Origin of the sequence: Amycolatopsis sp. VS8301801F10 (assembly GCF_046195355.1) — a bacterium.
GTDB lineage: Bacteria > Actinomycetota > Actinomycetes > Mycobacteriales > Pseudonocardiaceae > Amycolatopsis.
The window spans coordinates 6,377,522-6,403,327 of the sequence record NZ_CP176065.1 but is presented as its reverse complement, the minus strand read 5'-3'; the positions used below and the strand labels follow the sequence as shown (position 1 = coordinate 6,403,327).

The following is a 25,806-nucleotide window of genomic DNA, read 5'->3' as shown; positions in this document are numbered from 1 at the left end:
CCGTTCCGGGGGAAGTCTCCCGGAAGCATACGTAATATAAAATATCTAGACCAGGGTCTCGCTCCGGCGGGTTGACGCGCACACCGTTGAATAATATAAAATATTATCTAGACCCACCCCTGAACGAAGGCGGGCGACATGCAGCACAAGCCACTCGACGGCATCCGGATCCTGGAGATCGGGGGCTACATCTCGCTCCCGTTCGGGACCTCGATGCTGTGCGGCCTCGGCGCGGAGGTCGTCAAGGTGGAGAAGCCGGTCCTCGGCGAGGACTTCCGGCGGCGGATGAACGACGGCAGCCCGTACTTCCGCCAGTACAACGCGGGGAAGCGGAGCCTGTCGGTCGACCTCAAGACGGCCGAAGGGGTCGACCTGGTCAAGGCGCTGGTGCCGCGCTTCGACGTGCTGCTGGAGAACCTCCGCCCCGGCAAGCTCGCCGCGATGGGCCTCGGCCCGGAGGACTGCCGGGCGCTGCGCCCGGACCTGGTCTACGGCTCGGTGACCGGGTTCGGCTCCACCGGGCCGCTGGCCGACCGGCCCGCCTACGACACGATCGGGCACGCGTTCGGCGGCCTCTACTCGCTGTTCAGCGACGAGGGGCGGCCGCAGCTCGCGGGCGGGCTGAGCGCGGACCTGGTCACCGGCCTGACCACGGCGGCCGGTGTGCTCGCCGCGCTCGTCGGCCGGCTGAAGACCGGACAGCCGCAGCGCATGGAAACCTCGATCATGGAAGCGGTCAGCACCTTGACCGCCGACGGGATCACCCAGGCCTTCGAACTCGGCCACGACCCCAGCCGGACGAGCCGGCATCCGCAGGCGCAGAACTTCTGCGTGCCCACTTCGACGGGGGAGTACCTCGCGGTGCACCTGTCGTCGTCGCAGAAGTTCTGGCAGTCGCTGTGCCGGGCTCTGGAGCGCACCGACCTGCTGGAGGACCCGCGGTTCGCCGAGTACCGGGCGCGCGAGGCGAACTACTTCGAGCTGGTCCCGATCGTCGAGGCGGAGTTCGCGCGCAAGCCCAAGGAGCACTGGGAGCGCGTGCTGACCGAACACGACGTGCCGTTCGCTCCGGTGCTGTCCATGACCGGCTACCTCGACCATCCGCAAGTGCGGCATTTGGACCTCGCCGACCGCCAGCCGGACGGTCTCGCGCTGCTGCGCCCGCCGTGGACGTTCGGCGGCGAGCGTCCGGATCGCTCTCCCGTCGCGCCGAAGGTGGGCGCCGATTCCCGTGCGGTCGCGAGCGAGGTGCTGGCGGCCGAAGACGTCGAAAAGCTGTTCGCGACCGGCGTCCTGTACGAATCCTGACCGACAACTGGAGAACACTGATGAAGCCGTACCGTTCCATGCTTTTCGTGCCCGGCCACAAGGCTTCGTGGGCCGACAAGGGTCTCGCGTCGGGCGCCGACGCGCTGATCCTCGACCTCGAGGACTCCGTGCCCGCCGCGAGCAAGGACGAGGCGCGCCCGGTTGTCGCGGAGACGATCGACCGGCTGCACGCCCAGGGCATTCGCCCGGACCTCTGGGTGCGGCCCAACGCGTCGGTCAGCGGCCTTCAGGGCGCGGACCTGGAAGCGGTCATCCGGCCCGGACTGGCCGGGCTGTTCCTGCCGAAGGTGTTCGACGCCGAGGAGCTGGTGCGGATCGACGCGGTCGTGTCGCACATCGAGGCGCGCGAAGGGCTGCCGGCCGGGAGCGTCGGGCTGATCGTGAGCTACGAGACCGCGGCGTCGATGGCGCGTTGCGAGGAGATCGCGGCGGCGACGCCCCGGGTCGCGAGTCTGCTCGGCGCGACCGGCCCGAGCGCCGACGTCGGCCGTGAACTGGGCTTCGAGTTCACTCCGGCCGGGCTGGAGACGCTCTACCTGCGCAGCCGGATCGTGCTCGCCGCCCGCGCGGCCGGGCTGCACCACCCGGTGGCCGGGGTGTGGCAGGACATCCGAGACCTGGACGGCGCCCGCCAGTTCTGCGTGGACAACAAGCAGCTCGGCTACCGCGGCATGGTGTGCATCCACCCCTCGCACGTGGCGATCGCCAACGAGGTGTTCACGCCGGCGCCCGAGGCGGTCGACCACTCGCGCCGGCTGATCGAGGCGTTCCGCACGGCCGAGGCCGCGGGCAGCGCGGCGGTGGACTTCGAAGGCCAGCACGTCGACATCGCGCACGTGAAGACCGCGGAGGGGATCGTCGCGCAGGCCGAGGCGATCGCGGCGAACGCCTGACGGCTTCGCGCCGGTCGGACAAAGGCCGGGCTCCCGCGGGGGCCCGGCCTGTGCCCGGTGCGGACTATTCGGCCTCGTCTGCCCAGAGACCGCGCTCTTCGAGCATCCGGACGACGTTGTCGGCCCCGTCGAGGATGTGCCGCTCCGCGATCGTCCGGGCTTTGCGGGCGTGGCGGCCGCGCAGGGCCTGCACGAGTTCGGCGTGGTCGGCGAGAGTGTGGTCGACGTGGCCTTCGATCGCGGCGTAGAAGCGGTTCGGCAGGTGCTTGACCACGGAGCTGAGCAGCAGCGTGAGCCGGTGGGAGTCGGCGGCCAGGTTGAGCTGGCGGTGGAACTCGTGGCCGAGCCGGGTGATCGCTTCGTCGTCGCCGGCGCCTGCGGCCTTCTCGAAATCCTCGTTGATCGCTTCGAGCCGGGCGACCTGGTCCGGCGTGATCTTCTTGGCGGCGCGCGCGGCCAGTTCGGCGGAGAACTGCGCCTGGGCCCAGAACAGGTCGCGCACGTCCTGGCGCGACACCGGGGCGACGACGAACCCGCGCCGCGGCACGAGTTCGACGAAACCCTCGCTGCGCAACGAGAGCAATCCCTCGCGGACCGGGGTGTTGCTCACCCCGACCGCTTCGGCGATCGGTTCGGTGCGCAGGAACTCGCCCGGTTTGACCTTGCCGGACATGATCAGTTCCCGGACGTAAGTCGCCACTTCCTCGGGCAGCTGCTGGCGGCGGTCGCCGCTGCGCAGCCGGGCCAGTTCGTCAGCCACGTGCCACCTTCCCGCTGCCTCGAAGCGATTTCGAGGGACCTTGCCGTCAGTCGGACGCCGTCTCGTGCCGTCCAGAAATAACATCATATACAAAGGGCAGGTCATCGTGGCACGGGCGGCAGGCTCTCCGGCGCGCCGACCCGCCGGGGATCCACCGGCGCCGCGGCGAGCAGCGCGCTGCCGCTGACAGTGCCGAGCGGCCCTTCCCGGTCGAAGAGCGTCGCGGTCGAAGCGACGACGCCGTCGTGCTCGACGCGCTGCCCGGCAGCGAGGCCCAGGTGCAGGTCGGCCGCGGGCGCACGGCCGAGCGAGAGGGTGAGGTCGGCATTGATGAATTCGAGGCCGGCGTCTCCCCAGTTCGTCACGAGATTCACCAGGTCGGCCACGGCGGCCGCGTGCTGGAACGGGGTGGGCCGTTCCCCGCGCACGATCTCCTGCGGGAACACCCAGAGGGTTTTGCGCGCGGCGTTCTGATGGGGATCGGGCGATCCCGTCCAGCCGACTCCGTCGCTGTGGAACACCCGGGGTTCGTCCGTCGCGGGGGACACGTCCGGCGGAGGCGGCGCGGGGCAGCGTTCCGGAGCCCACGCGGTGCCGACCGAGGGGGAGCCGCCGGCGAGGAAGAGCCCGGAAGCCTTCCCGACGAGGACGTCCCCTTGCCACAGCGTCGCTTCGACCAGGCAGAGCCTCCGCCCGCGCCGCACGACCTCCGCACGGGCGGCAGCGGGGACGTACCCGGCCGGGCGGAGCAGGTCGACAGTCCAGCGGACAGGGCGGAGAAGTCCCGGTGCGACGATCCGTTCGGCGGCTCGCGCGAGCGCTCCGCTCGTCGCCATCCCGCGCAGCTGCGCGCCGCCGCCCCAGCTCGCGCGTGCTTCGGAGAGCGGGTGCAGGATCTCGCCGTCCGGGCCGGGTTCCGCGGTGAAGAAGGCCATGGTCACTTCACGAATATAACATTATATATGGAAGAGGGGATCCACTGCGGCGGAGGCGTTTCCCGGATCGAGTTCCCTCCGGGAACGAGCCCGTGGCGGCAAGCAGTCAGGGCAGAGTTCGTTCGGCAGGGCAGGTGTCCGGTGGAGAGAAGGGCTCGTCGCTCGGGTGCGGCACCAGCTGGGGCAGACGGGTCGGTCGGGTGCTGGCTAGTCCGAGAGGCTGCCTTGGCTCGCCCGCCAGCTTGCTGACCGGGTGCGGCTGGTCCCGCCGAGTGCTGCGGTGCGCGCTGCTGCTTCACCGGCTTGCGGAGGTCGGCAGTACCTCGTCGTTGTGCTGTCCCACTTCCGGCGCGGGCTGGGGCGCCAGCCGGTGTCCGTTGACCTGGATCGGCGATTTCGGGGCCCAATGTGGTCCCGCGCCGGGCTGGTCGACTTCGCTGAACAGTGCCAGTTCCCGTAGTGCCGCGCCGCCGTCGCGGCCGAGTTCGGCGAAGCTTCGGTAGCGTTCCCACAGGATTCGGTGCCGGGTCAGTGCTTCCGCCACTTCCTCGTACGGCGTCTGCCCGAACCACCGGGCCAGCAGCGGGGTGATCACGTCGCGGTGCTGGTAGCGGTCGGATTCGGTGGCGAACGAGATTCCGAGCGTTGCGCTCAGCCCGGCGAAGGCGTCGGACAGTCCGGTCGCGGCGAGCATTTTGTGCCAGTGTCGTTCGGTGAGCAGGACGATCATCACGCGGACGCCGTCGGCGGTTTCGAAGTCGTCGCCGTAGGTGCCGTAGATTTCGTTGCCGGATTTGGTGCGCGAGTGGTCGGTGAGCTGGGCTTCGGCGAGATAGCCGAGGTTCCCGGCGGTGGCGAGCGCGACGTCCTCGAGCGCGACCCGGATCGACCGGCCCTCGCCGGTGACCTGCCGGTGCCGTTCGGCGGCCAGAAGGCCGACGGCCAGGTACAGCCCGGCGCAGACGTCCCACGCGGGCATGACGTGGTTGACCGGTTCGGGTCCGGTGCCGGTGAGCAGCGGGAAGCCGGTGGCGGCCTGGACGGTGTAGTCGACCGCGGCGCCGCCGTCGGCTCGGCCGGTGAGCAGGACGTGGATGAGGTCCGGCCGCCGCTCGCTCAGCGCCTCGTAGCCGAGGTCGGCGTGCCGTTCGGTGTTGGTCACGACCACGCACGGGCCGCCGTCGACGATCAGGTCGGCCACCCGGCGGCGGTCCACTTCGGACTCCAGGTCGACGGCGATCGCCCGTTTCCCCTTGTTCAGTCCGGACCAGTAGAGGCTGGTCCCGGAGTCGGAGAGCGGCCAGCGGGTGCGGTCGGCGGCGCCGCCGAGCGGTTCGACCCGGACGACGTCCGCGCCGAGCTGAGCGAGGGTGAGTCCGCACAGCGGGGTCGCGACGTAGGCGGACAGTTCCACGACCCGGAGTCCGGCCAGCAGTGCGGGGTTCATGCGTCGTGCACCCGGGAGAAGTCCGGCTTGCGGCGTTCCCGGTGCGAGGCGAGGCCTTCGTGCACCTCGGGCCCGCCGAAGCCGTAGAACTCCAGTGCCAGCGAGGAGTCGAAGATCCCGCCGGCGAGCTGGCGGTACCAGAGATTGAGGCTCTGCTTGGTCCAGCGGATCGCGGTGGGCGCGCCGTTGGCGAGTTCGTGTGCGATCTCGCGGGCGGTGGGCAGCAGGTCGGCTTCGTCGTCGACGCACAGCGACACCAGGCCGATCCGCTCGGCTTCGGCGCCGTTGAGCGGGCGGCAGGTCATCAGGTAGTACTTGGCTTTCGCCATGCCGCACAGCAGCGGCCAGCACACCGCGGCGTGGTCGCCCGCGGCGACGCCGAGGCGCGTGTGGCCGTCGATGATTTTCGCGTTGGCGGTGACGACGGAGACGTCCGCGAGCACGCCGGCGACGAGTCCGGCGCCGACGGCGGGGCCGTGGATCGCGGAGACAATCGGCTTCGAGCAGTCGATCACGTTGTAGACGAGGTCGCGCGCCTCGCGCATGGTGCGGGAGCGCGCTTCGAAGTCGGTGGCGAGTTTTTCGACGAGATCGAACGATCCGCCTGCGGAGAAGCCTTTGCCTTCGCCGCGCAGCAGGACGGCTTTGACCTCGGGGTCGCGGTCGAACTCGCGCCAGATGTCGGCGAGGTCGGCGTGCGCGGCTTCGCTGACCGCGTTGAGGTTCGGGGCGTCGAGGACCAGTTCGAGGACGCCGTCGTCGTTGGGTCCGTCGACTCGCAGGTTTGCGAATCGTGCGTAGCGGCTCATGCCGTTCCTTTCCTGCCGTCGCCGAGGAACAAGCCCTCGCGGTCGTATTTCCGCAATTGCTGGACGTCGCCGGCGGTCACCTCGGGCAGCTCGCTCAGGTCGTCAGCGACGGCGAGGTCCCAGCCGCAGCGGGAGCGGACGTGCTCGACGCGTTCGGCCAGCGGCTCGGGCCCGGGCGCGATCGCGGTGAGCACGAGTTCGCCGTCGCGCCGGGTCAGAACGCCGAGGTCGGTGACCACTGCCCTGACCCGTGCGCCGGGGCTGGTGACGTAGCTGCAGTTTTCGATGAACCGCCGCGGGCTCATCGTCCCGACGACGTAGGTTTCGTCGGCTCCGGTCACGACGTCGTTGCCGCCGCCCGAGCCGACAAGATACGGACCGCCTTCGATGCGCGTGGTGTTGATGTTGCCCTGGCGGTCGATCTCCGCCGCGCCGACGCAGGCGATCGACCGGGTCGCCGGGCCGTTGACGAGATTCCCGAGCGCCTGTTCGGTGTCGAGCAGCATCGAGGACGACGGGAAGTTGGCGAAGCTGAAGATGAACGGGTCGCCGGGCGTCGGGGTGTAGTCCCAGAGGCCGAGTTCGGCCGCCAGCGCGACGTCGTGCCCGTCCGCCTTCGCCTGTTCGACGGCCGCCCAGGCGGCGAGGTTCGCCAGCCCGGCCCCGGCCAGCACGCCGTCGGCTCCGGTCTCGGCGATCCGGGACCGGACCAGCGCGGCGAGCCAGGTCGCCGCGCGTTCCGGCCGCGTCACGGGTCCGGTGTGTTCGCCGCGTCCGGTGGGCGGCGTCGGCTGCCCGAGGGTGCGGGTCAGCCGGTCGAGTCGCGGTTTGCCGAGTTTCGCCAGGTAGGTGTCATGGTCGAGGAGGATCCACTCGCGGATCCAGCCGTCGAAGTCCGCCGAACGGCTCGCTTCCCGGGCGGCGATCCAGAACTCGACGTCCTCGGCGTAGCCCTCGACCGGCAGCCGCGCGCCCTCGGTGCCGGGGAAGACGCCACCGGGATGGGCCCCGAACGGAGCCTCGACCACGGCCAGCACCCGGTGCGCCGGAACACGGACGAACGGAGCCCACGGCCGCAGGTCGTCCACGACCTTCTCCACCGTCGCCAGCACTCCGCGCCGGGCGGCGAACGCGCCGATCGAGCCTTCGAACATCGGCGGTGCGATGGCCAGATTGCCCTGCCGGTCGGCGACCGCCGCGTGCACGATCGCGACGTCCGGGGTGAGCGGCGCGACCAGCCCGACGCGGCCGAACGGCGTGTCGACCTCCGCGTAGCCGGGGTTGTCGGCCATCGAGGAATCGCGCACCGAACCGGTGACCACCGCGGGCACGCCGGTCGCGGCGGCGCGCAACCCCTGGATATAGCTCAGGAACGACCAGTTCTCGACCTCGACCGTGCCGTCCGCGTAGGCCTGCTGGAACACCGGATTCGGCGTGAACACGGGAAACGAGTCTCCCGAGTAGACAGTCACGACCTTCTCCAGGCACCCGGAGCGGAACAGCACCGCGCCGAGCGAGGACAGGCTGGCCATGATCAGCGTGAACCGCGACGGCCGCTGCCAGTGCTGCCGCGCGATCTCGCGCACCAGAGCGCTCCAGCGGCTGTGTCCCAGGATGACGTGCAGCGCGTCGCCCTCGCGGACATGGCGGGCAACAGCTTCGTCCAGACGGCAGAACTCGGTCATCAGGCCACGACCACCAAGGTTTCGGCGACACACGCCGGTTTCTCCGCGCCTTCGAGTTCCACCGTGTACCGCGTGGTCACCGTGACGCCTGCGGCACCGTCTTTCACCTCGGCGAACGAAGCGCTCGCGCGCAGCCGCGAGCCGACCGGAACCGGTGCCGGGAAGCGGACTTTGCCCAGCCCGTAGTTGATCCGCGCGGACCCGAAGTCAAGCCGGATCAGTTGCGCGCTGAAGTACGGGATCAGCGACAGGGTCAGGAAGCCGTGCGCGATCGTCGACCCGAACGGTCCGTTCGCGGCCCGCTCGGGATCGGTGTGGATCCACTGGCGGTCGCCGGTGGCCTCGGCGAACGCGTCGATCCGCGCCTGGTCGACGGCGAACCATGCGGTCGGCCCGATCTCCTCGCCGATCGCAGCCCGGACTTCGTCGGCCGAAGCGAAGACCCGGCTCATTCCGACACCCGCTCGAACACCGCCGCCAAGCCCTGACCGCCGCCGATGCACATGGTTTCGAGTCCGTAGCGGGCTTCGCGGCGGTGCATTTCCCGCGCCATGGTGGCGAGAATCCGGGTGCCGGTCGCGCCGACCGGGTGGCCCAGCGAGATCCCGGAGCCGTGGACGTTGAGCCGGTCGAAATCCTTTTCGCCGAAACCCCATTCGCGGGTGCAGGCGAGTGCCTGGGCGGCGAAGGCTTCGTTGAGTTCGATGAGGTCGATGTCGGAGATCGTGAGCCCGGCGCGTTCGAGTGCGAGCGCGGAGGCGGGGACGGGGCCGATGCCCATGATCTTCGGTTCGACTCCGGCGACGCCGTGGGAGACCAGCCGGACGAGGGGGCGGAGGCCGAGTTGCTCGGCGCGTTCGCGGGTGGTGACGATGCAGACGGCGGCGGCGTCGTTCTGTCCGCTGGCGTTGCCCGCGGTGACGGTGGCGTCGGGATCTTGTTTGCCGAGCACCGGCCGGAGCTTGGCAAGCGTTTCGACGGTGGTGTCGGGCCGGGGGTGCTCGTCGGTGTCCACGACGACGGTGCCTTTCCGCGTCTCCACCGGCACCGGGATGATCTCCTCGGCGAACACCCCGGACTGTTGCGCGGCGACGGCCCGCTGATGGGAGGTAGCGGCGAGCCGGTCCTGCTCTTCGCGGCTGATGTCGTACTGCCGCCGCAGGTTCTCCGCGGTCTCCAGCATGCCGCCGGGGACGGGGTAGTGCTTGCCGCCGGGGGTTTGGCGGCCGCGGGTGAGCGAGTCATGGAGGTGGACGCCTGCTCCGGTGGCTCCCCAGCGGAGGTCGTTGGCGTAGAAGACGGTGTTGGACATGCTTTCCGCGCCGCCCGCGACGATCAGCTCGCTCACGCCCGCCTGGACCTGGAGCGCGGCGAGCAGCACGGATTGCAGTCCGGATCCGCAGCGGCGGTCGACCTGCATGCCGGGGACGGTGACCGGCAGTCCGGCGTCGAGCGCGACGACGCGGCCGATCGCGGGGGCTTCGGCGGTGGGGTAGCAGTGGCCGAGGATGACGTCGTCGATGGCGTCGGCGGGCAAGCCCGTGCGATCGAGGAGGCCCTTGAGCGCGATGGTGCCGAGGTCGGCGGCGGGGACGCTCTTGAGCGCACCGCCGAAGCGGCCGATCGGGGTGCGGACGGGTTCGCAGATGACGGCGTCACGCATGGGGAGTGCCTTCCTGGTGGTAGTCGGCTTCGAGGCTGGTGCGCGGTCCGGCGTCCCCGAGGAGGGTCAGGGTCGCGCCGCCGGGGCGGGGTTCGGTGTGCAGGCGCGCGGGCTGGCCGCAGAACAGCGGGGCCAGGTTGCGGTGGGCCAGCCGGGCGACCCGCGCGCTGGGGTGGTCCAGGCGCAGCACTTCGGCCAGCGCCAGCGACATCAACGGTCCGTGCACGACCAGGCCGGGATAGCCTTCGACCCGGGTCGCGTAGGGCCAGTCGTAGTGGATGCGGTGCGGGTTCGCGGTGGCGGCGGAGAAGCGCATCAGCAGGGCGGGATCGGTCGCGAAGTCCCACCCGTCTTCGCCGCGGCGGAACGGGGTGCCGGCGAGGCCGGCGGGTTCGGCCGGGGCTTCGGAAGCGGTCGCTCCCGCTTCGCGGTAGATCAGGTCCTGCCGTTCCTCGACGAGCGGCACACCGTCCACTCCGGACAGTACGGTTCGAACCACGACGATCACCAGCGGTCCGGAGCGGCCGGTCTTCTCCGTCACCGAGTCCACAATGGACCTCCGGGTCACCGTTTCGCCGATCTTGGGCGGGCGGTGTATCAGGACTTCTCCACCGGCGAACATCCGCCGGGGCAGGTCGATCGGCGGGAGGAACGTGCCGCGGGCGGGGTGACCGTCGGGGCCGAGTTCGGAGGAGGCGGGCCAGCGAGGGAGCGCGACCCAGTGCCACAGCGGCGGGAGATCGTCGCCCGGCCGGGGAGTGGGGAGTCCGTTGTCGAAGAGCGCGGCCAGCGCGGTGACCGGGGCGGGGTCGACCAGTTCCGCGGTGGTGACGGCGTGCGGTTCCCAGCTGGTCACATGAACCGCCCGCCGGTCACCTCGAGCACCGTGCCGGTCATGTAGGAGGACAGGTCGGAAGCGAGAAACAGCGCCACCGAAGCGATTTCGCCCACCTCGCCCGCGCGGCGCATCGGGATTTCCGCCATCTTCTGGTCCCAGGCTTTCTGCGGCATGGCCTCGGTCATCGCGGTGCGGATCAGGCCCGGCTGGATCGCGTTGACCCGGACCCCGTGGTGGGCCATCTCCTTGGCCGCGGCCTTGGTCAGCCCGACGATCCCGGCCTTGGCGGCGGAGTAGTTGGTCTGCCCGACCATGCCGACCTTCCCCGAAAGCGACGACAGGTTCACGATCGAACCGCTCTTGCGTTCGCGCATGATCGCGGCGGCTTTGCGGGTACCGTTCCAGGTTCCCTTGAGGTGCACGGAGATGACTTGGTCGAAGTCGTCCTCGGTCATGGTGCGCATGGTCGCGTCGCGGGTGATGCCCGCGTTGTTGACGAACACATCGACCGGCGCGGGCGCCGCGGCCAGGAGAGCGTCCACATCGGACGCCTTGGTGACGTCGCAGGCAACGCCGACGGCGTCCAAGCTCTCGGCGGCCTTCGCGGCTGCCGCGCCGTCGATGTCGCCCAGCACGACCCGGGCTCCGTGGGCGACGAACAGTTCGGCGATGGCGAGTCCGATGCCTTGGGCGGCTCCGGTGATGACGGCGGTCCGGCCGGCGAGGAGAGTCATGGGGTTCCCTCAGATCTTGTTGCGGGCGATGAACTGGGCGGCGATGACGTTGCGCTGGATTTCGTTGGTGCCTTCGCCGACGATCATCAAGGGGGCGTCGCGGAAGTAGCGTTCGACGTCGTACTCCTTCGAGTAGCCGTAGCCGCCGTGCACGCGGATCGCATCGAGCGCGACTTGCATCGCGGTCTCCGACGCGAACAGCTTCGCCATCCCGGCTTCCATGTCCGCGCGTTCGCCCGCGTCGAGCTTCTCCGCCGCGTCCAAGGTGAGCAGCCGGGCGGCGCGCATCTTCGTGGCCATGTCGGCGAGGAGATTCCCGACGGACTGGTGTTTCCAGATGGGTTTGCCGAAGGACTCGCGTTCCTGGGCATAGCGGACGGCGTCGTTCAACGCGGCCTGCCCGACTCCCAGCGCCCGCGAGGCCACCTGGATCCGGCCGACTTCCAGCCCGCGCATCATGTGCGCCCAACCGTTGTTCGGTTCGCCGCCGAGCACCGCGTCGGCGGGTACTTTCTGTCCGTCGAAGACGAGTTCACAGGCTTCGACGCCTCGGTACCCGAGTTTCGGGAGCTTCTTGGAGATGGTGAGCCCGTCGCCGGGCTCCACCAGCAGCACGCTCATGCCGCGGTGCGCGGGTTTCGCGTCGCGGTCGGTGATGCACAGCAGGCCGATCAGCCCGGAGTGCGCGGCATTGGAGATCCAGGTTTTCGACCCGGTGATGGTGTAGCCCTCGTCGCCCGGCACGGCGTGGGTGCGCATCGCCTGCAGATCGCTCCCGCCGCCCGGCTCGGTGAGCGCCATGGTCGCGCGGATGCGCCCTTCGGCCATGGCGGGCAGGTACTTTTCGCGCTGCTCAGGCGTGCCGAACGTTTTGATCAGATACGTGATGACCGAGTGCCCGCCGATCGCGCCCGCGAGGCTCATCCAGCCGCGCGCGAGTTCCTCGGTGACGCGCGCGAAACACGCAGTGCTCACATCGACACCGCCGTACTCGGCCGGGGCCAGCAGCCCGAAAAACCCGAGCTTCTTCATCTCGTCGATGAACTCGGCCGGGTAGACGTCGTCGGCCTCGAATTCGCGGACCCGGGGCCGGACCCGTTCGTCCACGAACTCCGCGACCAGGGCGACCATCTGCTGTTCGTCGTCGGTGAGCGTCATCGCCCGTTCCCTTCCCGTGTCTGCCGAACAATGCGCTCGACCATCTGCCCGGCCGCCGCAGCCGTGCGGCTGGTCATTTCTGTGCTTTCTTGGCTTGGCGGACGAGCCCGCCGCCGATGATGAGGCGTTGGATTTCGCTGGTGCCTTCGTAGAGGCGCAGGAGGCGGATGTCGCGGTAGATGCGTTCGACGGGGACGTCGCGCATGTATCCGGTGCCGCCGTGGATCTGGACGGCGAGGTCGGCGACTTTGCCGGCCATCTCGGTGCAGTACAGCTTCGCCGCCGAGGGGCCGATCCTGCGGTCCTCCCCGGACACGTAACGGGCGGCGGTCTCCCGCACCAGCGCGCGCCCGGCCATGACCCCGGTCTGCTGGTCGGCGAGCATGGCTTGCACCAGCTGGAAATCGCCGATCGCCTGCCCGCCCTGGGTCGCGGAGGCGGCGTAGGCGACGGATTCGTCCAGTGCGCGTTGCGCGGATCCGACGGCGAGCGCGGCGATGTGCACCCGGCCCCGCGCCAGCGAGGTCATCGCGGCGCGGTATCCGGCGTCTTCGTTGCCGCCGACGAGTGCGGAGGCGGGGACGCGGACGTTGGTGAGGGTGACGTCGGCGGTCCAGGCGCCTTCCTGGCCCATTTTCTTGTCCTTGGGCCCGACCTCCAGTCCCGGCGTGCCCGCGGGCACGAGGAAGACGGCGATGCCGGGTCCGGAGTCGTCGGCGGGGCGGGTGCGGGCGAAGACGACGAACAGGTCCGCGAGGGGTGCGTTGGTGATGAAGCGTTTCTGCCCGTCGAGCACCCACTCGTCCCCGTCGCGCACGGCCTTGGTGCGCAGCCCCGCGGGGTTGGACCCGGCGCCGGGCTCGGTCAGCGCGAAGGAGGCGACGACTTCGCCGGTGGCGATGCGTTCGAGCCACTGGCTCTTCTGTTCGTCGGTGCCGAACCCGACCAGGACTTGCCCGGCGATGCCGTTGTTGGTGCCGAACATCGACCGCAGCGCCAGCGACGTGTAGCCGAATTCCATCGCCAACTCGACGTCCTGGGCGAGGTCGAGTCCGAGTCCGCCCCATTCCTGCGGGATCGCGTAGCCGAACAGGCCCGTCTCCGCGGCTTGCGCGCGCAGGTCGTCGGGGATGGCGTCGCCGTCCATGATCTCCTGTTCGCGCGGGACGACCTTGGTGCGGACGAAGTCGCGCACCAGGTCCAGGATGGGCCGGAAGTCCTCGGGGGTCACCGCTGCTGCCATGGGTCCCACTATGGCCTACCGGGCCGACACAGAAAATAGTTTATCAGAAATCATCGAATGGCTCACACCGCCGGACGCACCGCGTTGCCGGTGTTCCCGCAGGTGGGAGGGAGGTTCGTGGAGTGGGGGGCGCTCGTGGCGGGGGCGGCATGAGCGCCCCGGTCGTGTAATACTTGATCCGAATCAGCGGGCGGTGGAGGGGAGCAGGCGGTGGCGATGTCCACGGGTGCGGGGTCGCGGCGCACTGGTCCGGCGAACCTCAACGCGATGGCGGCGCAGGAAATCCGCCGCCGGGTTTTCTCCGGCCGGCTGCGGGCCGGGGCGAAGATCGACCAGGACGCCCTCGCCGGCGAACTCGGCATCAGCAAGCTCCCCGTCCGGGAAGCCTTGATCACCCTCGACCACGAGGGCGTGGTCGAGCACATCGCCCGCCGGGGCGCGTTCGTCGCCCGGCTGACCCGCGACGACATCCGCGACCACTACCGCGTGTTCGGCGTCGTGTCCGGACTGGCCGCCGAACACGCGGCGAAAAACCTGACCCCAGGAAGCCTGCAAGCACTGGAAGATCTCGTCGACCGGATGGGACAAGAGGCGGATCCCGCGGAGCTGGAACGGCTCAACTTCGAGTTCCACCGCCGAATCAATCACGCGTCGGATTCGCGTCGGCTGATCTCGATCCTGGCGATCCTGGTGAAGACGGTGTCGCACGGGTTCTACGAAGCGCACGCGGATTGGCCGGACAAGGCCGCCGAGGACCATCGCCGGATCCTGAAGGCGCTGAGCACCCGGTCGGCTGCGCGTGCCCGGTCGCTCGTGGAGAAGCATTTCTCCGACGGGGGCGAGCGGGCGGTGGCGTTGCTGGAGAAGCAGGGTTTCTGGGAGCACTGACCGGGTCTTTCGGCGACTGCGCTGAACCGGCCCCGGCGATGGCGCGGGAGCTGAGCCCGCGGACTTTCCCTGGGGCAGAAGGTCGAGGGGTAGCACCGGCAGTAGATAATACATAATATGTTCAAATGCGTGCCCGAACTGCCGAGGGAGTGCCGATGACGACCGAGACGAACCGCCGTGGACCGCTCGCCGGGGTTCGGGCGGTGGCGCTCGCCGGGATGGGGCCGACGCCGTTCACGAGCATGCTGCTGGCCGACCTGGGCGCGGAGGTCGTCCGGGTGGCGCGGCCGGCGGACAACCGGGGCCGCGCGCTCGGTCAGACCGAGGGCATGGCCGCCGAGCACGATCTCGCCAACCGGGGGGTCGACACGGTCCAGGCTGATCTGAAATCGGCCGACGGCGTGCGCGCGGTGCGGCGGCTCACCGAAGCGGCCGACGTGTTCATCGAAGGATACCGGCCCGGCGTCGCGGAGCGCCTCGGGCTGGGGCCGGAGGTCCTCTTGGCCCGGAATCCCGCGCTGGTGTACGCGCGCCTGACCGGGTACGGGCAGTCCGGCCCGCTCGCGCAGCAGGCGGGCCACGACATCAACTACGTCGCCCAGACCGGTGCGCTGCACGCGATGGCCCGGGAAGGGGAGGCGCCGCGGCCGCCGATCAACCTCCTCGGCGACTACGCGGGCGGGGCGCTCGTGGCCGCCTTCGGCATCGTGAGCGCGCTGTTCGAAACCCGCGCGTCGGGCCGCGGCCAGGTGCTCGACGCGGCGATGATCGACGGCGTCGCCTTGCTGACCGCCAAGCTGCAGGGCCTGCGCGCGGCCGGCCGCTACTCCGACGAACCCGGTACGAACTACCTCGATTCGGGCGCGCCGTTCTACGACACCTACCGCTGTGCGGACGGCCGGTATGTCGCGGTCGGCGCGTTGGAGCCCGATTTCTACCGGGAGTTCGTCTCCCGGCTCGGCGTCGACTCGGCCGAGTGGCCAGACCAGGACGACCGCGCGGCGTGGCCTCGGCTGCGCTCGCTCATCGCGGCCGCTTTCGCGGCGAAGGACCGCGACGAATGGGCCCGGATCTACGCGGGGACCGATGCGTGTGTAACGCCGGTGCTCACGTTCGACGAGGCGGCCGAGCATCCGCACAACGCCGAGCGGGCGGTGTTCGGGCGGGTCGGCGACGTGCTCCACCCGCGCCCGGCCCCGCGGTTCAGCCGAACTCCGGCGCGCGAGCCGTCCGCGCCCGACGCGGCGGTGCTGGACTTGGACCGGCTGCTGGCCGCGTGGACGCAGCCCCGGGAGCGGTCGGCCTGACCCCGCGGAGACCGCCCGTCAGCCGCGGGGGCGGGCGGTCTCCGACGGAAGCATCCCGAACCGTTCGCGATACTGCTGCGCGAACCGGCCGGGGTGGTGGAACCCCCAGCGCGCCGCGACGTCGGTGACCGAGTCCGCCGCGCCGGACAGCAGCTCCCGGCGCACCCGGTCCAGCCGGACCGCGCGGAGGTAGGCCATCGGGGACTTGCCCACCGCCTCTTGAAAGCCCGCCTGCAGCGCGCGGGGGCTGATGGCGGCCATGGCGGCGAGGTCCGCGGTCGTGACGCTCTTCTCGGGATTCCGGTCGAGATAGTCGACGACTTCCCGGATGCGCGACCCCCGGGTGTGCGCGGGACGGCTGTGCAGCCTCGCGCTGAGGCTGCTGGGCACGGTCATGAGCAGCTGGGTCATCAGCGCCGACTCGAACTCGTGGCACGCGGCCGGAACGGCGGCGAGCCCGCCGTCGCGGCTCAGTTCGGCGTAGAGGAAGCCCACTGTCGCGAGGAACGACTGCGCGGTGCTCGACCGGAGGGAGAACGTGAGGTCGAAGTCGATCTCCTCGCGGACCGGTTGCCCGGTCAGCTTCGCCGCGTGCGCCTCGAGCAGGTCTTTCGGGAGTTTGACGTGGTACTGCCACGAATCCGCGCTCCACCGCACCAGGACCGGGGACTGCGGCACGAAGGCCACTCCCGCCTCGCCGGCGGCGAACGTCCGGTGCGCGCCGTGCTGCTCCACCGTGCTGGTGCCGGTGGCGGGCAGGTTGACGTGGTAGCACAGCCGCATCGGCGGGCCGACGATCGTGGTGTCCGCGCCGTAGGCCATCCGCCCGATCGTGAGGTGCGCCGACGGCGCGAGGTCGAGCCGGAACCGCATGCCGGCGCGGTCGGCGACCCGCACGTCGTGGCTCGCGAAGGCGCGCGTCACCTGCTCCCGCGCGGTCTCCAGGTCGGCGGTGCGGAAACGGACCGGCCCGGGCGGCACGGCGGGCCGCGGGCGATCAGGCATCGGCGCCTCCTCGGGGTGTCCCAGACGGTCGTCAAGAATATATGATGTGTGCAACCTGGCTAGACGGTGACCGGCCGAGAGTATATTTTATATTTGTTGCGAGCGAGGCGGCCGCGGAGGCGCGGGCCTGCCCGGACCGCAGCGGCCGAGACGATCGACCAGGCGCCGCGCCGAGCGCGGCGGGGAGAGGACACCGGATGGCAGGCCTGTACTTCGAGGAGTTCGAACCGGGGATGGTCATCGACCACCCGACGCGGCGCACCGTCACCGAGGCGGACAACACGCTGTTCAGCGTCATGACGCTCAATCTCGCTCCGTTGCACCTCGACGCGGAGTACAGCAAGAACAGCATTTACGGACAGCGGCTGGTGAACAGCCTCTTCATCCTCGGCCTCGTGTCCGGGGTGACGGTGCCGGAGACGACCCAGGGGACCACCCTGGGCAACCTGGGCTTCGAGAAGATCACCTTCCCCAAGCCGGTGTTCCACGGCGACACGATCCACGTGCGCACCGAAATCGTCAGCAAGCGCGAGTCCAAGAGCCGCGGCGATTCGGGCATCGTGATGTTCCGCCACCTCGGCATCAACCAGCGCGACGAGATCGTGTGCGACGCCCTGCGCGCGGGCCTGATGTTGAAGCGGTCCGCCGCCGAGGCGTCCGCCGCGCAGAGCTGAGCGGAAAGGGGCCGGACATGGCCGAGGACGAGACAGGCTTCGCCTGGGTGCCGCCCGGAGAAGTGCGCGACCGCAGCCGCTACCTCGGCGCGCTGCGGAAGTGGGGCCTGCCCGGAGACGCGGAAGGCGTGTCCGAGGCGAACCGGCGGGCGATCGCCGACCCGGAGTGGTTCTGGCGCGCGGTCGTCGAGGACCTGGACATCGCTTTCGCGGAACCGTTCGAGCGGGTGCTCGACGAATCCGAGGGGAAACCGTTCCCTCGCTGGTTCCCCGGGGGCCGGATCAACGTCGCCGAACTGTGTGCGCACCGGCATGCCCGCGGCGAACTCGCGGGCAAGACCGCGGTGGTCTACGAGGGAGATTCCGGACAGCGGCGCACGCTGACCTTCGGCGAGCTGGACGAGCAGGTGCGCCGGTTCGCGGCGAACCTCGCCGCGCTCGGCGTTTCGCGGGGCGACCGTGTCGTGCTCTACCTGCCAGTGGTGCCCGAGGCGGTCGTGGCGTTCCTCGCGATCGCCATGCTCGGGGCGATCGCGGTGCCGACGTTCAGCGGCTACGCGGCGGACGCCCTTGCCACCCGGCTGCAGGATTCCGAAGCCGTCGCGCTGATCACCGCGGACGGGACGACCCGGCGCGGCAAGGTAGTCCCGCTGAAGGCGACCGCGGACGCGGCACTGGCGGACGCGCCGTCGGTGCGCGCGGTCGTGGTAGTCCGCCACCTCGGCATCGATGTGCCGTGGACGGCTGGCCGCGACTGGCACTTCGACGAGCTGGACCTGTCGCCCGCGCCGGTCGAGACCGCGGCCACCGAGGCGAACGACCCGCTCACCGTCGTCTACACGTCGGGCACGACCGGTCGTCCGAAGGGCATCGTGCACTCCCACGGCGGGTTCGCGGTGAAGACCGCCGTCGATTTCGCTTACGGCTTCGACGTGCACGCCGACGACGTCGTCTGCTGGATCACCGACCTCGGCTGGCTGGTCGGGCCGATGCTGATGACCGGCCCGCTGCAACTCGGCGCGACCATCGTGATGATCGAGGGCCTGCCGACGCATCCCACGCCGGACCGGATGTGGGAGGTGGTCGAGCGCAACGGCGTTACCGTGCAAGGCATCGCGCCTACCGCGGCACGCGCATTGCGTGCGGCGCAAGGCAAACCAGGCCACGAACTGGCGACGTTGCGCTCGTTCGTCTCCACCGGTGAAGCGTGGGACGAGCCGACCTGGTGGTGGCTGTTCGACCAGGTCGGAAAACGCCGGGTGCCGATCGTCAACTACAGCGGCGGCACCGAGGTCGGCGGCGGGCTGCTGATCGGCTATCCGTTCCTGCCCGCCGCGGCGGCCGCGTTCACCGGCCCGCTGCCCGGAGTCGACGCGGCGGTGCTCGACGACGACGGCTCGCCGATCGCCGACGCGATCGGCGAATTGGCGGTGCGCAACACCTTTCCCGGGATGACGCACGCGTTCTGGCACGACCGCGAGCGCTATCTCGACACGTACTGGGCACGGTTCCCGGACGTCTGGGTGCACGGCGATCTGTGCAGTGTGGACAGCGCCGGGCAGTGGCGGATCCACGGCCGCTCCGACGACACGCTGAAACTGGCCGGCCGCCGGGTCGGACCGGCGGAGATCGAAGCGGCCCTGCTGCGGGACAAGCGGATCGCCGAGGTAGCCGTGATCGGCGCGCCGGACGAACTGCGCGGCCAGCGCGCGGTGGCGTTCGCGGTGCTGCGTGCCGGTGGAGCGGAACCTGACGACCTGCAAGAGGTCGCGCTGGAGAACGCGGGGAAGTCGTTCGCCCCGGAGGTGCGCGTCGTGCCGACGCTGCCGAAAACCAAGAACGGCAAGATCATGCGGCGCGCCATCCGGGCGCGGTTCGTCGGGGCGCCGGTCGGCGACCTGTCGTCGCTGGACCCGGCCACGCCGCTCGAAGACATCCCGGTGCTCGCGGAGGAGAACGCGCAATGACCGATCCGGAAAGCAACGTCGAGATCGTCCGGAAGGCGACGCGGGAGCTGGCCCGCAAGTTCGACCACGACTACTGGCTGGACAAGGACCGCAGGCACGAATACCCGTGGGACTTCGTGAAGGCGTTCGCGGCGGGCGGCTGGCTGGGCGCGATGATCCCGGAGGAGTACGGCGGTATCGGCCTGGGCCTGGAAGAGGCCGCGGTGATGATGGGCGAGATCTCCGCGTCCGGCGCTGGGATGGCGGGTGGTTCGGCGATCCATTTCTACGTGTTCCCGCCTGCTCCGCTGGTCAAGTACGGCTCGGAGGAGCTGAAGCGGGAGTTCCTGCCGAAGCTGGCGGCGGGGGAGCTGCTGATGGCGTTCGGGGTGACCGAGCCGGACGCCGGGGTGGACACGTCGCGGATCAAGACCAAAGCGACCAAAGTGGACGGTGGCTGGAAGATCAACGGCAAGAAGGTCTTCATCACCAACGCGCAGAACGCGCAGAAGATCCTGTTGCTGGCGCGCACGTCGCCGCGGCGGGAGGACAAGCCGCTGTACGGGATGTCGTTGTTCTTCGCCGACATGGACCGGGATCGCATCACGGTCCGGGAGATCGAGAAGCTGGGCCGGGCTGCGATCGACACGAACGAGCTGTTCATCGACGATCTGTTCGTGGCCGACGACCGGCTGGTCGGCGAGGTGGACAAGGGGTTCTACTATCTGCTGGACGGGTTGAACCCGGAGCGGATCGTGGTGGGCATGGAGGGCATCGGTCTCGGCCGGGCCGCGCTGGACATCGCGGCCGAGTACGCGAAGAACCGGGTGGTGTTCGACCGGCCGATCGGGCAGAACCAGGCCGTGGCGCATCCGCTGGCGGACTCGTGGATCCGGCTGGAGGCCGCCGAAGGCATGGTCATGCGGGCGGCGAGGCTGTTCGATGAGGGCCAGCCGTGCGGTCCGGAAGCGGCGGCCGCGAAATACCTCGGTGCCGAGGGTGGTTTCGAGGCGTGCGACCGGGCGTTCTCGACGCTGGGCGGCTATGCCTACGCGAAGGAGTACCACGTCGAGCGGCTGTGGCGGGAGGTCCGGTTGCTGCGCAACGCGCCGTTCTCCCAGGAGATGGTGCGCAACTACATCTCACAGCAGGTCCTGGGGCTGCCGCGCTCGTACTGAGGTCAGCGGCAGAGGAACGGGCGGGGCTTCCGGCGGATCGCCGGAGGCCCCGCCCGTTTTCGCGTGGGTTGGCACTGACCGAAAACCCCGCCCATAGCACACTGGCCGGGAGTCCGCCCTGCGGCGAACTCCCGGCCAGCGGCCCGGGGACTCATCCGGCGACGAGTTCTCCCCGGTCCATTTCGTAGTGCCGGGTCTCCTTGAGCCCGAGGGTGCAGACGGCGCTGATCAAGGCCAGCACCGCGAGGAATCCGCCCAGCGCAAGGGATCCGGCGGCTCCGATGATCGGAGCCGCCACCAGCGGCGGGACGGCGCCGCCGAGGATGCCGGCGACGTTGTAGCAGAATCCGGCCGCCGTGTAGCGGTAGCGGGTGATGAAAAGCTCCGGCATGAACGCGCTGACCGGACCGAAGACGAGCCCGGCGAAGACCAGCGTTAGGCAGACCCCCGCGCCGTAGGAGAAGGCCGTGCCGATGTCCAGCACCGGGAACAAGGCGAGTGCCCAGGCGATGGAGACGAAGGTGGACACGAGGATGACCCGGCGCCGGCCGAACCGGTCGGACAGCACCGCGCCGAGAATCATCGAGACGCACCACACGACGCCGGCGAGCACGCCGATCGAGAGCACTGTGGTCTTGGCCAGGTGCAGGTGGGCGGTGCCGTAGGAGGCGAGGAAACTGCCGCTGAGATAGAAGAAGGCGAACACCATGACCAGCACTCCAGAGCCGAACAGCATCTGGCGCGGCTGGTTGCGGAACGCCTCGGCGAGCGGGGCGGACGAGGTGCCGGACCGGCTGGTTTCGCGGCGGAACACGGGCGACTCCTCGATCTTCAGCCGCACGACGAGGCCGACGCCGATCAGCACCACGCTGGCCACGAACGGGATGCGCCAGCCGTAGCTGACGAAGTCCTCGTTGCTCATGGTGAGGCCGGCGATCAGGAACGTGAGGTTGGCCAGCACGACCGCGACCGCGCCGCCGAGCGAGCCGAACATCGAGTAGAAGCCGCGTTTGGCCTTGGGGGCGCTTTCCGCCGCGAGCAGGGTCGCGCCCGCCCATTCACCGCCGACCGCGAGACCTTGCAGGACGCGCAGCAGCAACACCAGCAGGGGAGCGGCCACCCCGATCTGCGCGGCGGTCGGCATCAGTCCGATGAGGACGGTGGAGAGCCCCATCAGGAAAAGCGTGGTGATCAAAGTCTTCTTGCGGCCGACGCGGTCGCCGAAGTGCCCGAACAGGATCGCGCCGAGCGGCCGCCCGAGAAACGCGACGCCCTGGGTGGCGAACGCGGCCACGGTCCCCGCGGCCGGTCCGAGGGCGGGGAAGAACACGTGCGGGAACACCAGTGCGGAGGCGGTTCCGTAGATCAGGAAGTCGTAGTACTCGATCACAGTCCCGGTGCTGCTGGCGATCGCGATGCGGCGCATGTCCTTCTTGGACGCCGTGACGGCGGGAGGCGGCTCGACGCCGGCGGTCTGCTGAGGCTGGTCCATAGCTCTTCCTTGAGGGGGCCGAGTGTCAGTCAGAAGTAAAATATAAAATGCAGAGTCACACTCTCCGTGGGGGAAGCGCGGGTGTCAACCGGCAGGCGCCGCCTCGCGAGGATCGGGCAGGAAGCGTTATCTCTGAGAGTTTTTCGCGATTTGCGCACGAGGATGGAGAAGCGTGACCGGGCGTGGAGGCGAGGCCAGGAGGACGGCTGCGCCTCGCCGGGCTCGCCCGGTATCCAGGGATGAATCCTTCCTAGGAAAAAACCCGATCTGGTACGGCCCCGCGCGGAGGACGAGTGTGGAAGACAGGCCGGGGAAACGCCCCGAGCACGAACGAGGAGGCAGCATGGCCACCGGCACCGTCGAACACGTGAAGTTCCGCAACCGCGACATGTACTGGGACATCGCGGCGGATCTGCACTTCCCGCCGGGCTTCGACGAGACCAAGACCTATCCCGCGATCGTCGCGGCCCACCCGATCGGCAGCTGCAAGGAGCAGACCTCCGGCAACGTGTACGCCCCGGCGCTGGCCGAGGCCGGATACGTGGTCATCGCGTTCGACGCCAGCTTCCAGGGCGCCAGCGGCGGCGAACCGCGGTTCCTGGAAGACCCCGCCCAGCGCGTCCAGGACTTCAGCCGCGTCGTCGACTACCTGGTGACCCTGCCGTACGTCGACGCCGACCGGATCGGCGTGCTCGGGGTCTGCGGAGGCGGCGGGTACACCCTCGCGGCGGCGAAGACCGAGAAGCGCTTCAAGGCCGTGGTGTCCGTCACCGGCGCCAACTTCGGGCGGCTTCAGCGGGAGATGGCAGGCCAGAACGGCGGCGTGCTCCAGGCACTCGGCGCGGTCGGACAGCAGCGCACCGCAGAGGCGCGCGGGGAGCAGAGCGCGGTCAACGCGTTCTTGCCGGACACGGCCGAGGTGGCGCGGCAGACCGGAGACATCGACATCATCGAGGCCTTCGAGTACTACCGCACCGACCGCGGCCAGGCGGAGCACGGCTGCGTCCTGTTCGAGGTCGCGCACGGCACGGCGGCGCTGGGCTGGGACGCGTTCCACCTGGCCGAGGAGCTGCTCGACCAGCCGCTGCTGATCGTGATCGGGGACAAGGGCAAGCAGGGCGCGTTCGGCGCCTACCGCGACGGCCACGAGATCTACGAACGGGCCGCGTCCGCCGACAAGACTCTCCTCGAGGTGGACGGCGCTTCGCACTACGACCTGTACGACCGCCCGAACGGAGCGGGCGAGGCGTTGAAGACGATCGTCCCCTTCTTCGGCGACAAGCTCTGAGCCAACCCGGGAAAGCTCCTTCCCCGGATAGCCGAGGGCCCTAGGATGGCAGACATGGCCGACGCGACGGCGGAACTGCGCGAGCTGGGACAGTTCTTCCAGCATCGCCGCGCTGAGCTGCAGCCGCACGAGGTCGGCCTCGACGTCCCGGCGGCGCAGCGCAGGCGCGTTCCTGGGCTGCGCCGCGACGAGGTGGCGCAGCTGGTCTCGATCAGCACGGACTACTACACGCGGATCGAACAGGGCCGCCTCGCTCCGTCCGAACCGGTGCTGGACGCGCTGGAGCGGAACCTGCGGCTGGACGACGAACAGCGCGATTACGTGCGCACCCTGCTGGCCCGCACGAGCACCCCGCCCGCACCGGCTCGGCGCAAGCGCGCGGTCCGCCCCCAGCTGGAGCGGCTGCTGGGCCAGCTGGACCGCGTGCCCGCGCTGGTGTTCGGCCGGTACCTGGACATCCTGGCGTGGAACGATCTCGCGGCCGCGCTGCTGCTCGATTTCAGCGAGATTCCCGAGCGGGACCGCAACTACGTCCGGCTGGTCTTCACGAATCCGGAGATGCGGGCGCGGTACCCGGAGTGGGAACAGGTCGCGCGCACGTGCGTCGCGGTGCTGCGCATGAACGCCGCGGGCAACCCGACCGACCCGGCCCTGTCGCGCCTGGTCGGGGATCTCTCCCTGACCAGCCCGGACTTCGGCCGCTGGTGGGCGGAACGCCGGGTGGCACACCAGAACTTCGGCACGAAGACGGTCGCGCATCCCGAGGTAGGGGAGATGTCGCTGGACTGGGACAGCTTCCAGCAGGCAGGCAACGTCGACCAGCAGCTGGTGATCTGGTCGGCGGAGCCGGAGTCGGAATCGGCGGAACGGCTGGCCCGGCTTCGAGAGTCGGTTGCCTGGAAGTCCGGGCAACGCACGAGTTGACCTCGCTCAGCGCCGGATGGCGGACGAGAGCTCCAGCTGTGAAGCGGCACGGCCGGCCGTTCTCGTCGCTCAGGCGACCGACGTGCTTCTCGGCACGCCGGCGATTCCTCGTGTAATTCCCGACAAGGTCGTCCGGCAACCTTGCGCAGTACGTTCCCGGCATGACTACGAGGCACTGAACGCGGCAGGTCGCGATGACGGCGGCAGCGAGCCGGACCGAGGCCCGCCACCGCAGCCGCGCCAAACCGTGGTCGCCGACAGCAGCGTCGAGACGGGACAGCGCGTAGACCAACTCCGTCTGCCGGGCCGGGGCGGTGGAGCAGGCAAGGGGGAGACGTTCGGCGTCCGGAGCCAACGACACGAGAGTCTGGCGGATCCGACTCCGAGGATGAGCGGTGGCACGACGGCAGTCATGTGGAGCACCGTCCGGAGATCGTGACAAGGCTGGTCAATGAGGAAAGCCGACCACCCTTGTGCTGGGTGATCGGCTGCTGCGAGACTTGGGGAAATCTCACCAGTTTGGTGTTCGAGGGGGGAGTTGCACACTAACCACACGCCTGCAGTTGCCTTGATGGGCGTCGGCACCACGTTCCGAATGAGACGATTCAGCTGTCAGGACTTCGAGGCATGGTGTCGAGACTTGTTTTTGAGGAGACCCACGCGTACGCCCGAGACTTCCCCAGCATGCTCTTCCTGAGTGGCCTGAGTACGAGTCGACGTCACTGAGCGCTATCGTGCCGTTCGGAGGACTGTCAAGAAGACCGCAGTTGCCGGGGAGCGGAAGGAACTCGAGCGCGGCGGCGAACCGTCCCGGTCAGGTCCGTGCCTCGGGCTCCAGCAGCGTCCTTCCGACGAACCCGGGAACGTCGTTGCTGTCATCTATGAGATAAAAATGCCCTCCGGGGTACATCTGGGACGAGAACGACGCGGTAGTGTAGGCCCGCCAGCCCTCGACGGTGCTTAGCGGGGCCCGCCAATCGGATTGCCCGGTCAGCGCGAGGATGGGCATCTGCAGCAGGGGTACGCGGGCAACGCGGTGGTTCTCCCAGAGCCGGAAATCTGCGAGGACCGGGGGCAGCAATTCAGCGACCGCATCTGCGTCCTCAGCCAGTTCGGCGTCGAAGCCGCCAAGACTCAATATCGCGGCGCGGAACTCTGACTCCGGGAGGCTGTGCAGCTTGGGTCCCTCCCGGACCACATCGGGAGAAGACTGGGCCGACAGGAACAGGCGACGGGGTGACGGTCCCCCGCGTGCCTGCAGTTCGCGGGCTACCTCGAAGGCGAGCAAGGAGCCGCTCGAATGGCCGAAGAAGGAGAACGGCGCGTCGGTCACCGGTCGCAGGGATTCGACTATCGCATGCACCAGCGGGTCCACCGCGTCGGCAGGGGCCTCGTCGATTCGGTTTTGCCGGCCGGGAAGCTGGACAGCCGCCAGTTCGATCTCGGGCGGAAGCTTCCCCACCCAGCTCGCGTAAGCATTCGCGCCGCCGCCCGCGTGCGGGAAACAGACGAGCCGGTGTCGGAAGCCGCGTCGCCGGGCTCGCCAAAGATATAGATTTTCGACGACTAGCCGTTCGCGGGCCTGTTGCTTCCGTGTGTGCACGATCCCT

The 25,806-nt window shown here is 69.5% G+C and carries 23 protein-coding genes; 9 read left to right on the top strand and 14 right to left on the bottom strand.

Annotated elements, in window-relative coordinates:
• Positions 1-138 precede the first annotated feature (138 nt).
• On the top strand, positions 139-1,308 hold the full coding sequence (locus F9C11_RS30095; RefSeq protein ID WP_409180721.1) for a CaiB/BaiF CoA transferase family protein: 1,170 nt from the start codon (positions 139-141) through the stop codon (positions 1,306-1,308).
• A 20-nt stretch (positions 1,309-1,328) separates the two neighbouring features.
• On the top strand, positions 1,329-2,222 hold the full coding sequence (locus F9C11_RS30090) for an HpcH/HpaI aldolase/citrate lyase family protein (protein WP_409180720.1): 894 nt from the start codon (positions 1,329-1,331) through the stop codon (positions 2,220-2,222).
• A 64-nt stretch (positions 2,223-2,286) separates the two neighbouring features.
• On the opposite strand, the gene F9C11_RS30085 is transcribed toward F9C11_RS30090, so the two are convergent.
• The 11 genes from F9C11_RS30085 to F9C11_RS30035 all read right to left on the bottom strand — a co-directional run bounded on the left by F9C11_RS30085 (position 2,287) and on the right by F9C11_RS30035 (position 13,494).
• On the bottom strand, positions 2,287-2,982 hold the full coding sequence (locus tag F9C11_RS30085) for a GntR family transcriptional regulator (protein ID WP_409180719.1): 696 nt from the start codon (positions 2,980-2,982) through the stop codon (positions 2,287-2,289).
• A gap of 101 nt (positions 2,983-3,083) precedes the next feature.
• Positions 3,084-3,917, bottom strand: coding sequence for a thioesterase family protein (locus F9C11_RS30080; protein ID WP_409187006.1), 834 nt, complete (start codon positions 3,915-3,917; stop codon positions 3,084-3,086).
• Between the two features lie 295 nt (positions 3,918-4,212).
• Complete coding sequence (locus tag F9C11_RS30075) at positions 4,213-5,364, bottom strand: CoA transferase (RefSeq protein WP_409180718.1); 1,152 nt, start codon at positions 5,362-5,364, stop codon at positions 4,213-4,215.
• Entirely contained in the window at positions 5,361-6,173 is an 813-nt protein-coding gene (locus tag F9C11_RS30070) for an enoyl-CoA hydratase/isomerase family protein (RefSeq protein WP_409180717.1), read from the bottom strand. The genes F9C11_RS30075 and F9C11_RS30070 overlap by 4 nt, the downstream gene beginning before the upstream one ends.
• On the bottom strand, positions 6,170-7,858 hold the full coding sequence (locus tag F9C11_RS30065; RefSeq protein ID WP_409180716.1) for a CoA-transferase: 1,689 nt from the start codon (positions 7,856-7,858) through the stop codon (positions 6,170-6,172). Before F9C11_RS30065 ends, F9C11_RS30070 begins: the two co-directional genes overlap by 4 nt.
• Entirely contained in the window at positions 7,858-8,310 is a 453-nt protein-coding gene (locus tag F9C11_RS30060; RefSeq protein WP_409180715.1) for a MaoC family dehydratase, read from the bottom strand. Before F9C11_RS30060 ends, F9C11_RS30065 begins: the two co-directional genes overlap by 1 nt.
• Positions 8,307-9,521: an acetyl-CoA C-acetyltransferase gene (locus tag F9C11_RS30055; RefSeq protein WP_409180714.1), complete on the bottom strand. Its 1,215-nt coding sequence runs from the start codon at positions 9,519-9,521 to the stop codon at positions 8,307-8,309. The genes F9C11_RS30060 and F9C11_RS30055 overlap by 4 nt, the downstream gene beginning before the upstream one ends.
• Positions 9,514-10,377: a MaoC family dehydratase N-terminal domain-containing protein gene (locus tag F9C11_RS30050; protein ID WP_409180713.1), complete on the bottom strand. Its 864-nt coding sequence runs from the start codon at positions 10,375-10,377 to the stop codon at positions 9,514-9,516. Before F9C11_RS30050 ends, F9C11_RS30055 begins: the two co-directional genes overlap by 8 nt.
• Positions 10,374-11,093, bottom strand: coding sequence for a 3-oxoacyl-ACP reductase FabG (gene fabG / locus F9C11_RS30045; protein WP_409180712.1), 720 nt, complete (start codon positions 11,091-11,093; stop codon positions 10,374-10,376). Before fabG ends, F9C11_RS30050 begins: the two co-directional genes overlap by 4 nt.
• 9 nt (positions 11,094-11,102) lie before the next feature.
• Positions 11,103-12,251 (bottom strand): acyl-CoA dehydrogenase family protein, encoded by a 1,149-nt coding sequence (locus F9C11_RS30040; RefSeq protein WP_409180711.1) that lies wholly within the window; start codon positions 12,249-12,251, stop codon positions 11,103-11,105.
• 73 nt (positions 12,252-12,324) lie between these two features.
• Positions 12,325-13,494, bottom strand: coding sequence for an acyl-CoA dehydrogenase family protein (locus tag F9C11_RS30035; RefSeq protein ID WP_409180710.1), 1,170 nt, complete (start codon positions 13,492-13,494; stop codon positions 12,325-12,327).
• Between the two features lie 216 nt (positions 13,495-13,710).
• Here F9C11_RS30035 and F9C11_RS30030 point away from each other — a divergent pair, with 216 nt between their 5' ends.
• Positions 13,711-14,382: a GntR family transcriptional regulator gene (locus F9C11_RS30030; protein WP_409187005.1), complete on the top strand. Its 672-nt coding sequence runs from the start codon at positions 13,711-13,713 to the stop codon at positions 14,380-14,382.
• A 155-nt stretch (positions 14,383-14,537) separates the two neighbouring features.
• Positions 14,538-15,689 carry a CaiB/BaiF CoA transferase family protein gene (locus F9C11_RS30025; RefSeq protein ID WP_409180709.1) on the top strand — a complete coding sequence of 384 codons (1,152 nt, stop codon included), beginning with the start codon at positions 14,538-14,540 and terminating at the stop codon, positions 15,687-15,689.
• Positions 15,690-15,707: 18 nt separating this feature from the next.
• Here the strand turns inward: F9C11_RS30025 and F9C11_RS30020 are convergent, their stop codons facing one another.
• Positions 15,708-16,694 (bottom strand): AraC family transcriptional regulator, encoded by a 987-nt coding sequence (locus F9C11_RS30020; protein ID WP_409180708.1) that lies wholly within the window; start codon positions 16,692-16,694, stop codon positions 15,708-15,710.
• Positions 16,695-16,891: 197 nt separating this feature from the next.
• Between F9C11_RS30020 and F9C11_RS30015 the strand changes: the two genes are divergently transcribed.
• Genes F9C11_RS30015 through F9C11_RS30005 form a run of 3 tightly spaced genes read left to right on the top strand, consistent with a single transcriptional unit; the run spans position 16,892 to position 20,492 of the window.
• Positions 16,892-17,368 carry a MaoC family dehydratase gene (locus tag F9C11_RS30015; RefSeq protein WP_409180707.1) on the top strand — a complete coding sequence of 159 codons (477 nt, stop codon included), beginning with the start codon at positions 16,892-16,894 and terminating at the stop codon, positions 17,366-17,368.
• Between the two features lie 17 nt (positions 17,369-17,385).
• On the top strand, positions 17,386-19,335 hold the full coding sequence (locus F9C11_RS30010; RefSeq protein ID WP_409180706.1) for an AMP-binding protein: 1,950 nt from the start codon (positions 17,386-17,388) through the stop codon (positions 19,333-19,335).
• A complete protein-coding gene (locus tag F9C11_RS30005) occupies positions 19,332-20,492 on the top strand; it encodes an acyl-CoA dehydrogenase family protein (protein WP_409180705.1) in 1,161 nt (386 codons plus the stop codon). Before F9C11_RS30010 ends, F9C11_RS30005 begins: the two co-directional genes overlap by 4 nt.
• Positions 20,493-20,643: 151 nt before the next feature.
• On the opposite strand, the gene F9C11_RS30000 is transcribed toward F9C11_RS30005, so the two are convergent.
• Positions 20,644-21,984, bottom strand: coding sequence for an MFS transporter (locus F9C11_RS30000; RefSeq protein ID WP_409180704.1), 1,341 nt, complete (start codon positions 21,982-21,984; stop codon positions 20,644-20,646).
• Positions 21,985-22,327: 343 nt separating this feature from the next.
• Between F9C11_RS30000 and F9C11_RS29995 the strand changes: the two genes are divergently transcribed.
• Both F9C11_RS29995 and F9C11_RS29990 read left to right on the top strand, forming a co-directional pair.
• On the top strand, positions 22,328-23,272 hold the full coding sequence (locus F9C11_RS29995; RefSeq protein WP_409180703.1) for an alpha/beta hydrolase: 945 nt from the start codon (positions 22,328-22,330) through the stop codon (positions 23,270-23,272).
• Positions 23,273-23,326: 54 nt separating this feature from the next.
• Positions 23,327-24,196: a helix-turn-helix domain-containing protein gene (locus F9C11_RS29990; RefSeq protein WP_409180702.1), complete on the top strand. Its 870-nt coding sequence runs from the start codon at positions 23,327-23,329 to the stop codon at positions 24,194-24,196.
• Positions 24,197-25,010: 814 nt separating this feature from the next.
• On the opposite strand, the gene F9C11_RS29985 is transcribed toward F9C11_RS29990, so the two are convergent.
• On the bottom strand, positions 25,011-25,799 hold the full coding sequence (locus F9C11_RS29985) for a thioesterase II family protein (protein WP_409180701.1): 789 nt from the start codon (positions 25,797-25,799) through the stop codon (positions 25,011-25,013).
• Positions 25,800-25,806: the final 7 nt, after the last annotated feature.

Coding starts and splice junctions, on each gene's coding strand:
- F9C11_RS30095 (WP_409180721.1), top strand. CDS start 139: ATGCAGCACAAGCCACTCGACGGCATCCGGATCCTGGAGATCGGGGGC.
- F9C11_RS30090 (WP_409180720.1), top strand. CDS start 1,329: ATGAAGCCGTACCGTTCCATGCTTTTCGTGCCCGGCCACAAGGCTTCG.
- F9C11_RS30080 (WP_409187006.1), bottom strand. CDS start 3,917: ATGGCCTTCTTCACCGCGGAACCCGGCCCGGACGGCGAGATCCTGCAC.
- F9C11_RS30075 (WP_409180718.1), bottom strand. CDS start 5,364: ATGAACCCCGCACTGCTGGCCGGACTCCGGGTCGTGGAACTGTCCGCC.
- F9C11_RS30070 (WP_409180717.1), bottom strand. CDS start 6,173: ATGAGCCGCTACGCACGATTCGCAAACCTGCGAGTCGACGGACCCAAC.
- F9C11_RS30065 (WP_409180716.1), bottom strand. CDS start 7,858: ATGACCGAGTTCTGCCGTCTGGACGAAGCTGTTGCCCGCCATGTCCGC.
- F9C11_RS30060 (WP_409180715.1), bottom strand. CDS start 8,310: ATGAGCCGGGTCTTCGCTTCGGCCGACGAAGTCCGGGCTGCGATCGGC.
- F9C11_RS30055 (WP_409180714.1), bottom strand. CDS start 9,521: ATGCGTGACGCCGTCATCTGCGAACCCGTCCGCACCCCGATCGGCCGC.
- fabG (WP_409180712.1), bottom strand. CDS start 11,093: ATGACTCTCCTCGCCGGCCGGACCGCCGTCATCACCGGAGCCGCCCAA.
- F9C11_RS30040 (WP_409180711.1), bottom strand. CDS start 12,251: ATGACGCTCACCGACGACGAACAGCAGATGGTCGCCCTGGTCGCGGAG.
- F9C11_RS30035 (WP_409180710.1), bottom strand. CDS start 13,494: ATGGCAGCAGCGGTGACCCCCGAGGACTTCCGGCCCATCCTGGACCTG.
- F9C11_RS30030 (WP_409187005.1), top strand. CDS start 13,711: ATGTCCACGGGTGCGGGGTCGCGGCGCACTGGTCCGGCGAACCTCAAC.
- F9C11_RS30025 (WP_409180709.1), top strand. CDS start 14,538: ATGACGACCGAGACGAACCGCCGTGGACCGCTCGCCGGGGTTCGGGCG.
- F9C11_RS30020 (WP_409180708.1), bottom strand. CDS start 16,694: ATGCCTGATCGCCCGCGGCCCGCCGTGCCGCCCGGGCCGGTCCGTTTC.
- F9C11_RS30015 (WP_409180707.1), top strand. CDS start 16,892: ATGGCAGGCCTGTACTTCGAGGAGTTCGAACCGGGGATGGTCATCGAC.
- F9C11_RS30010 (WP_409180706.1), top strand. CDS start 17,386: ATGGCCGAGGACGAGACAGGCTTCGCCTGGGTGCCGCCCGGAGAAGTG.
- F9C11_RS30005 (WP_409180705.1), top strand. CDS start 19,332: ATGACCGATCCGGAAAGCAACGTCGAGATCGTCCGGAAGGCGACGCGG.
- F9C11_RS30000 (WP_409180704.1), bottom strand. CDS start 21,984: ATGGACCAGCCTCAGCAGACCGCCGGCGTCGAGCCGCCTCCCGCCGTC.
- F9C11_RS29995 (WP_409180703.1), top strand. CDS start 22,328: ATGGCCACCGGCACCGTCGAACACGTGAAGTTCCGCAACCGCGACATG.
- F9C11_RS29990 (WP_409180702.1), top strand. CDS start 23,327: ATGGCCGACGCGACGGCGGAACTGCGCGAGCTGGGACAGTTCTTCCAG.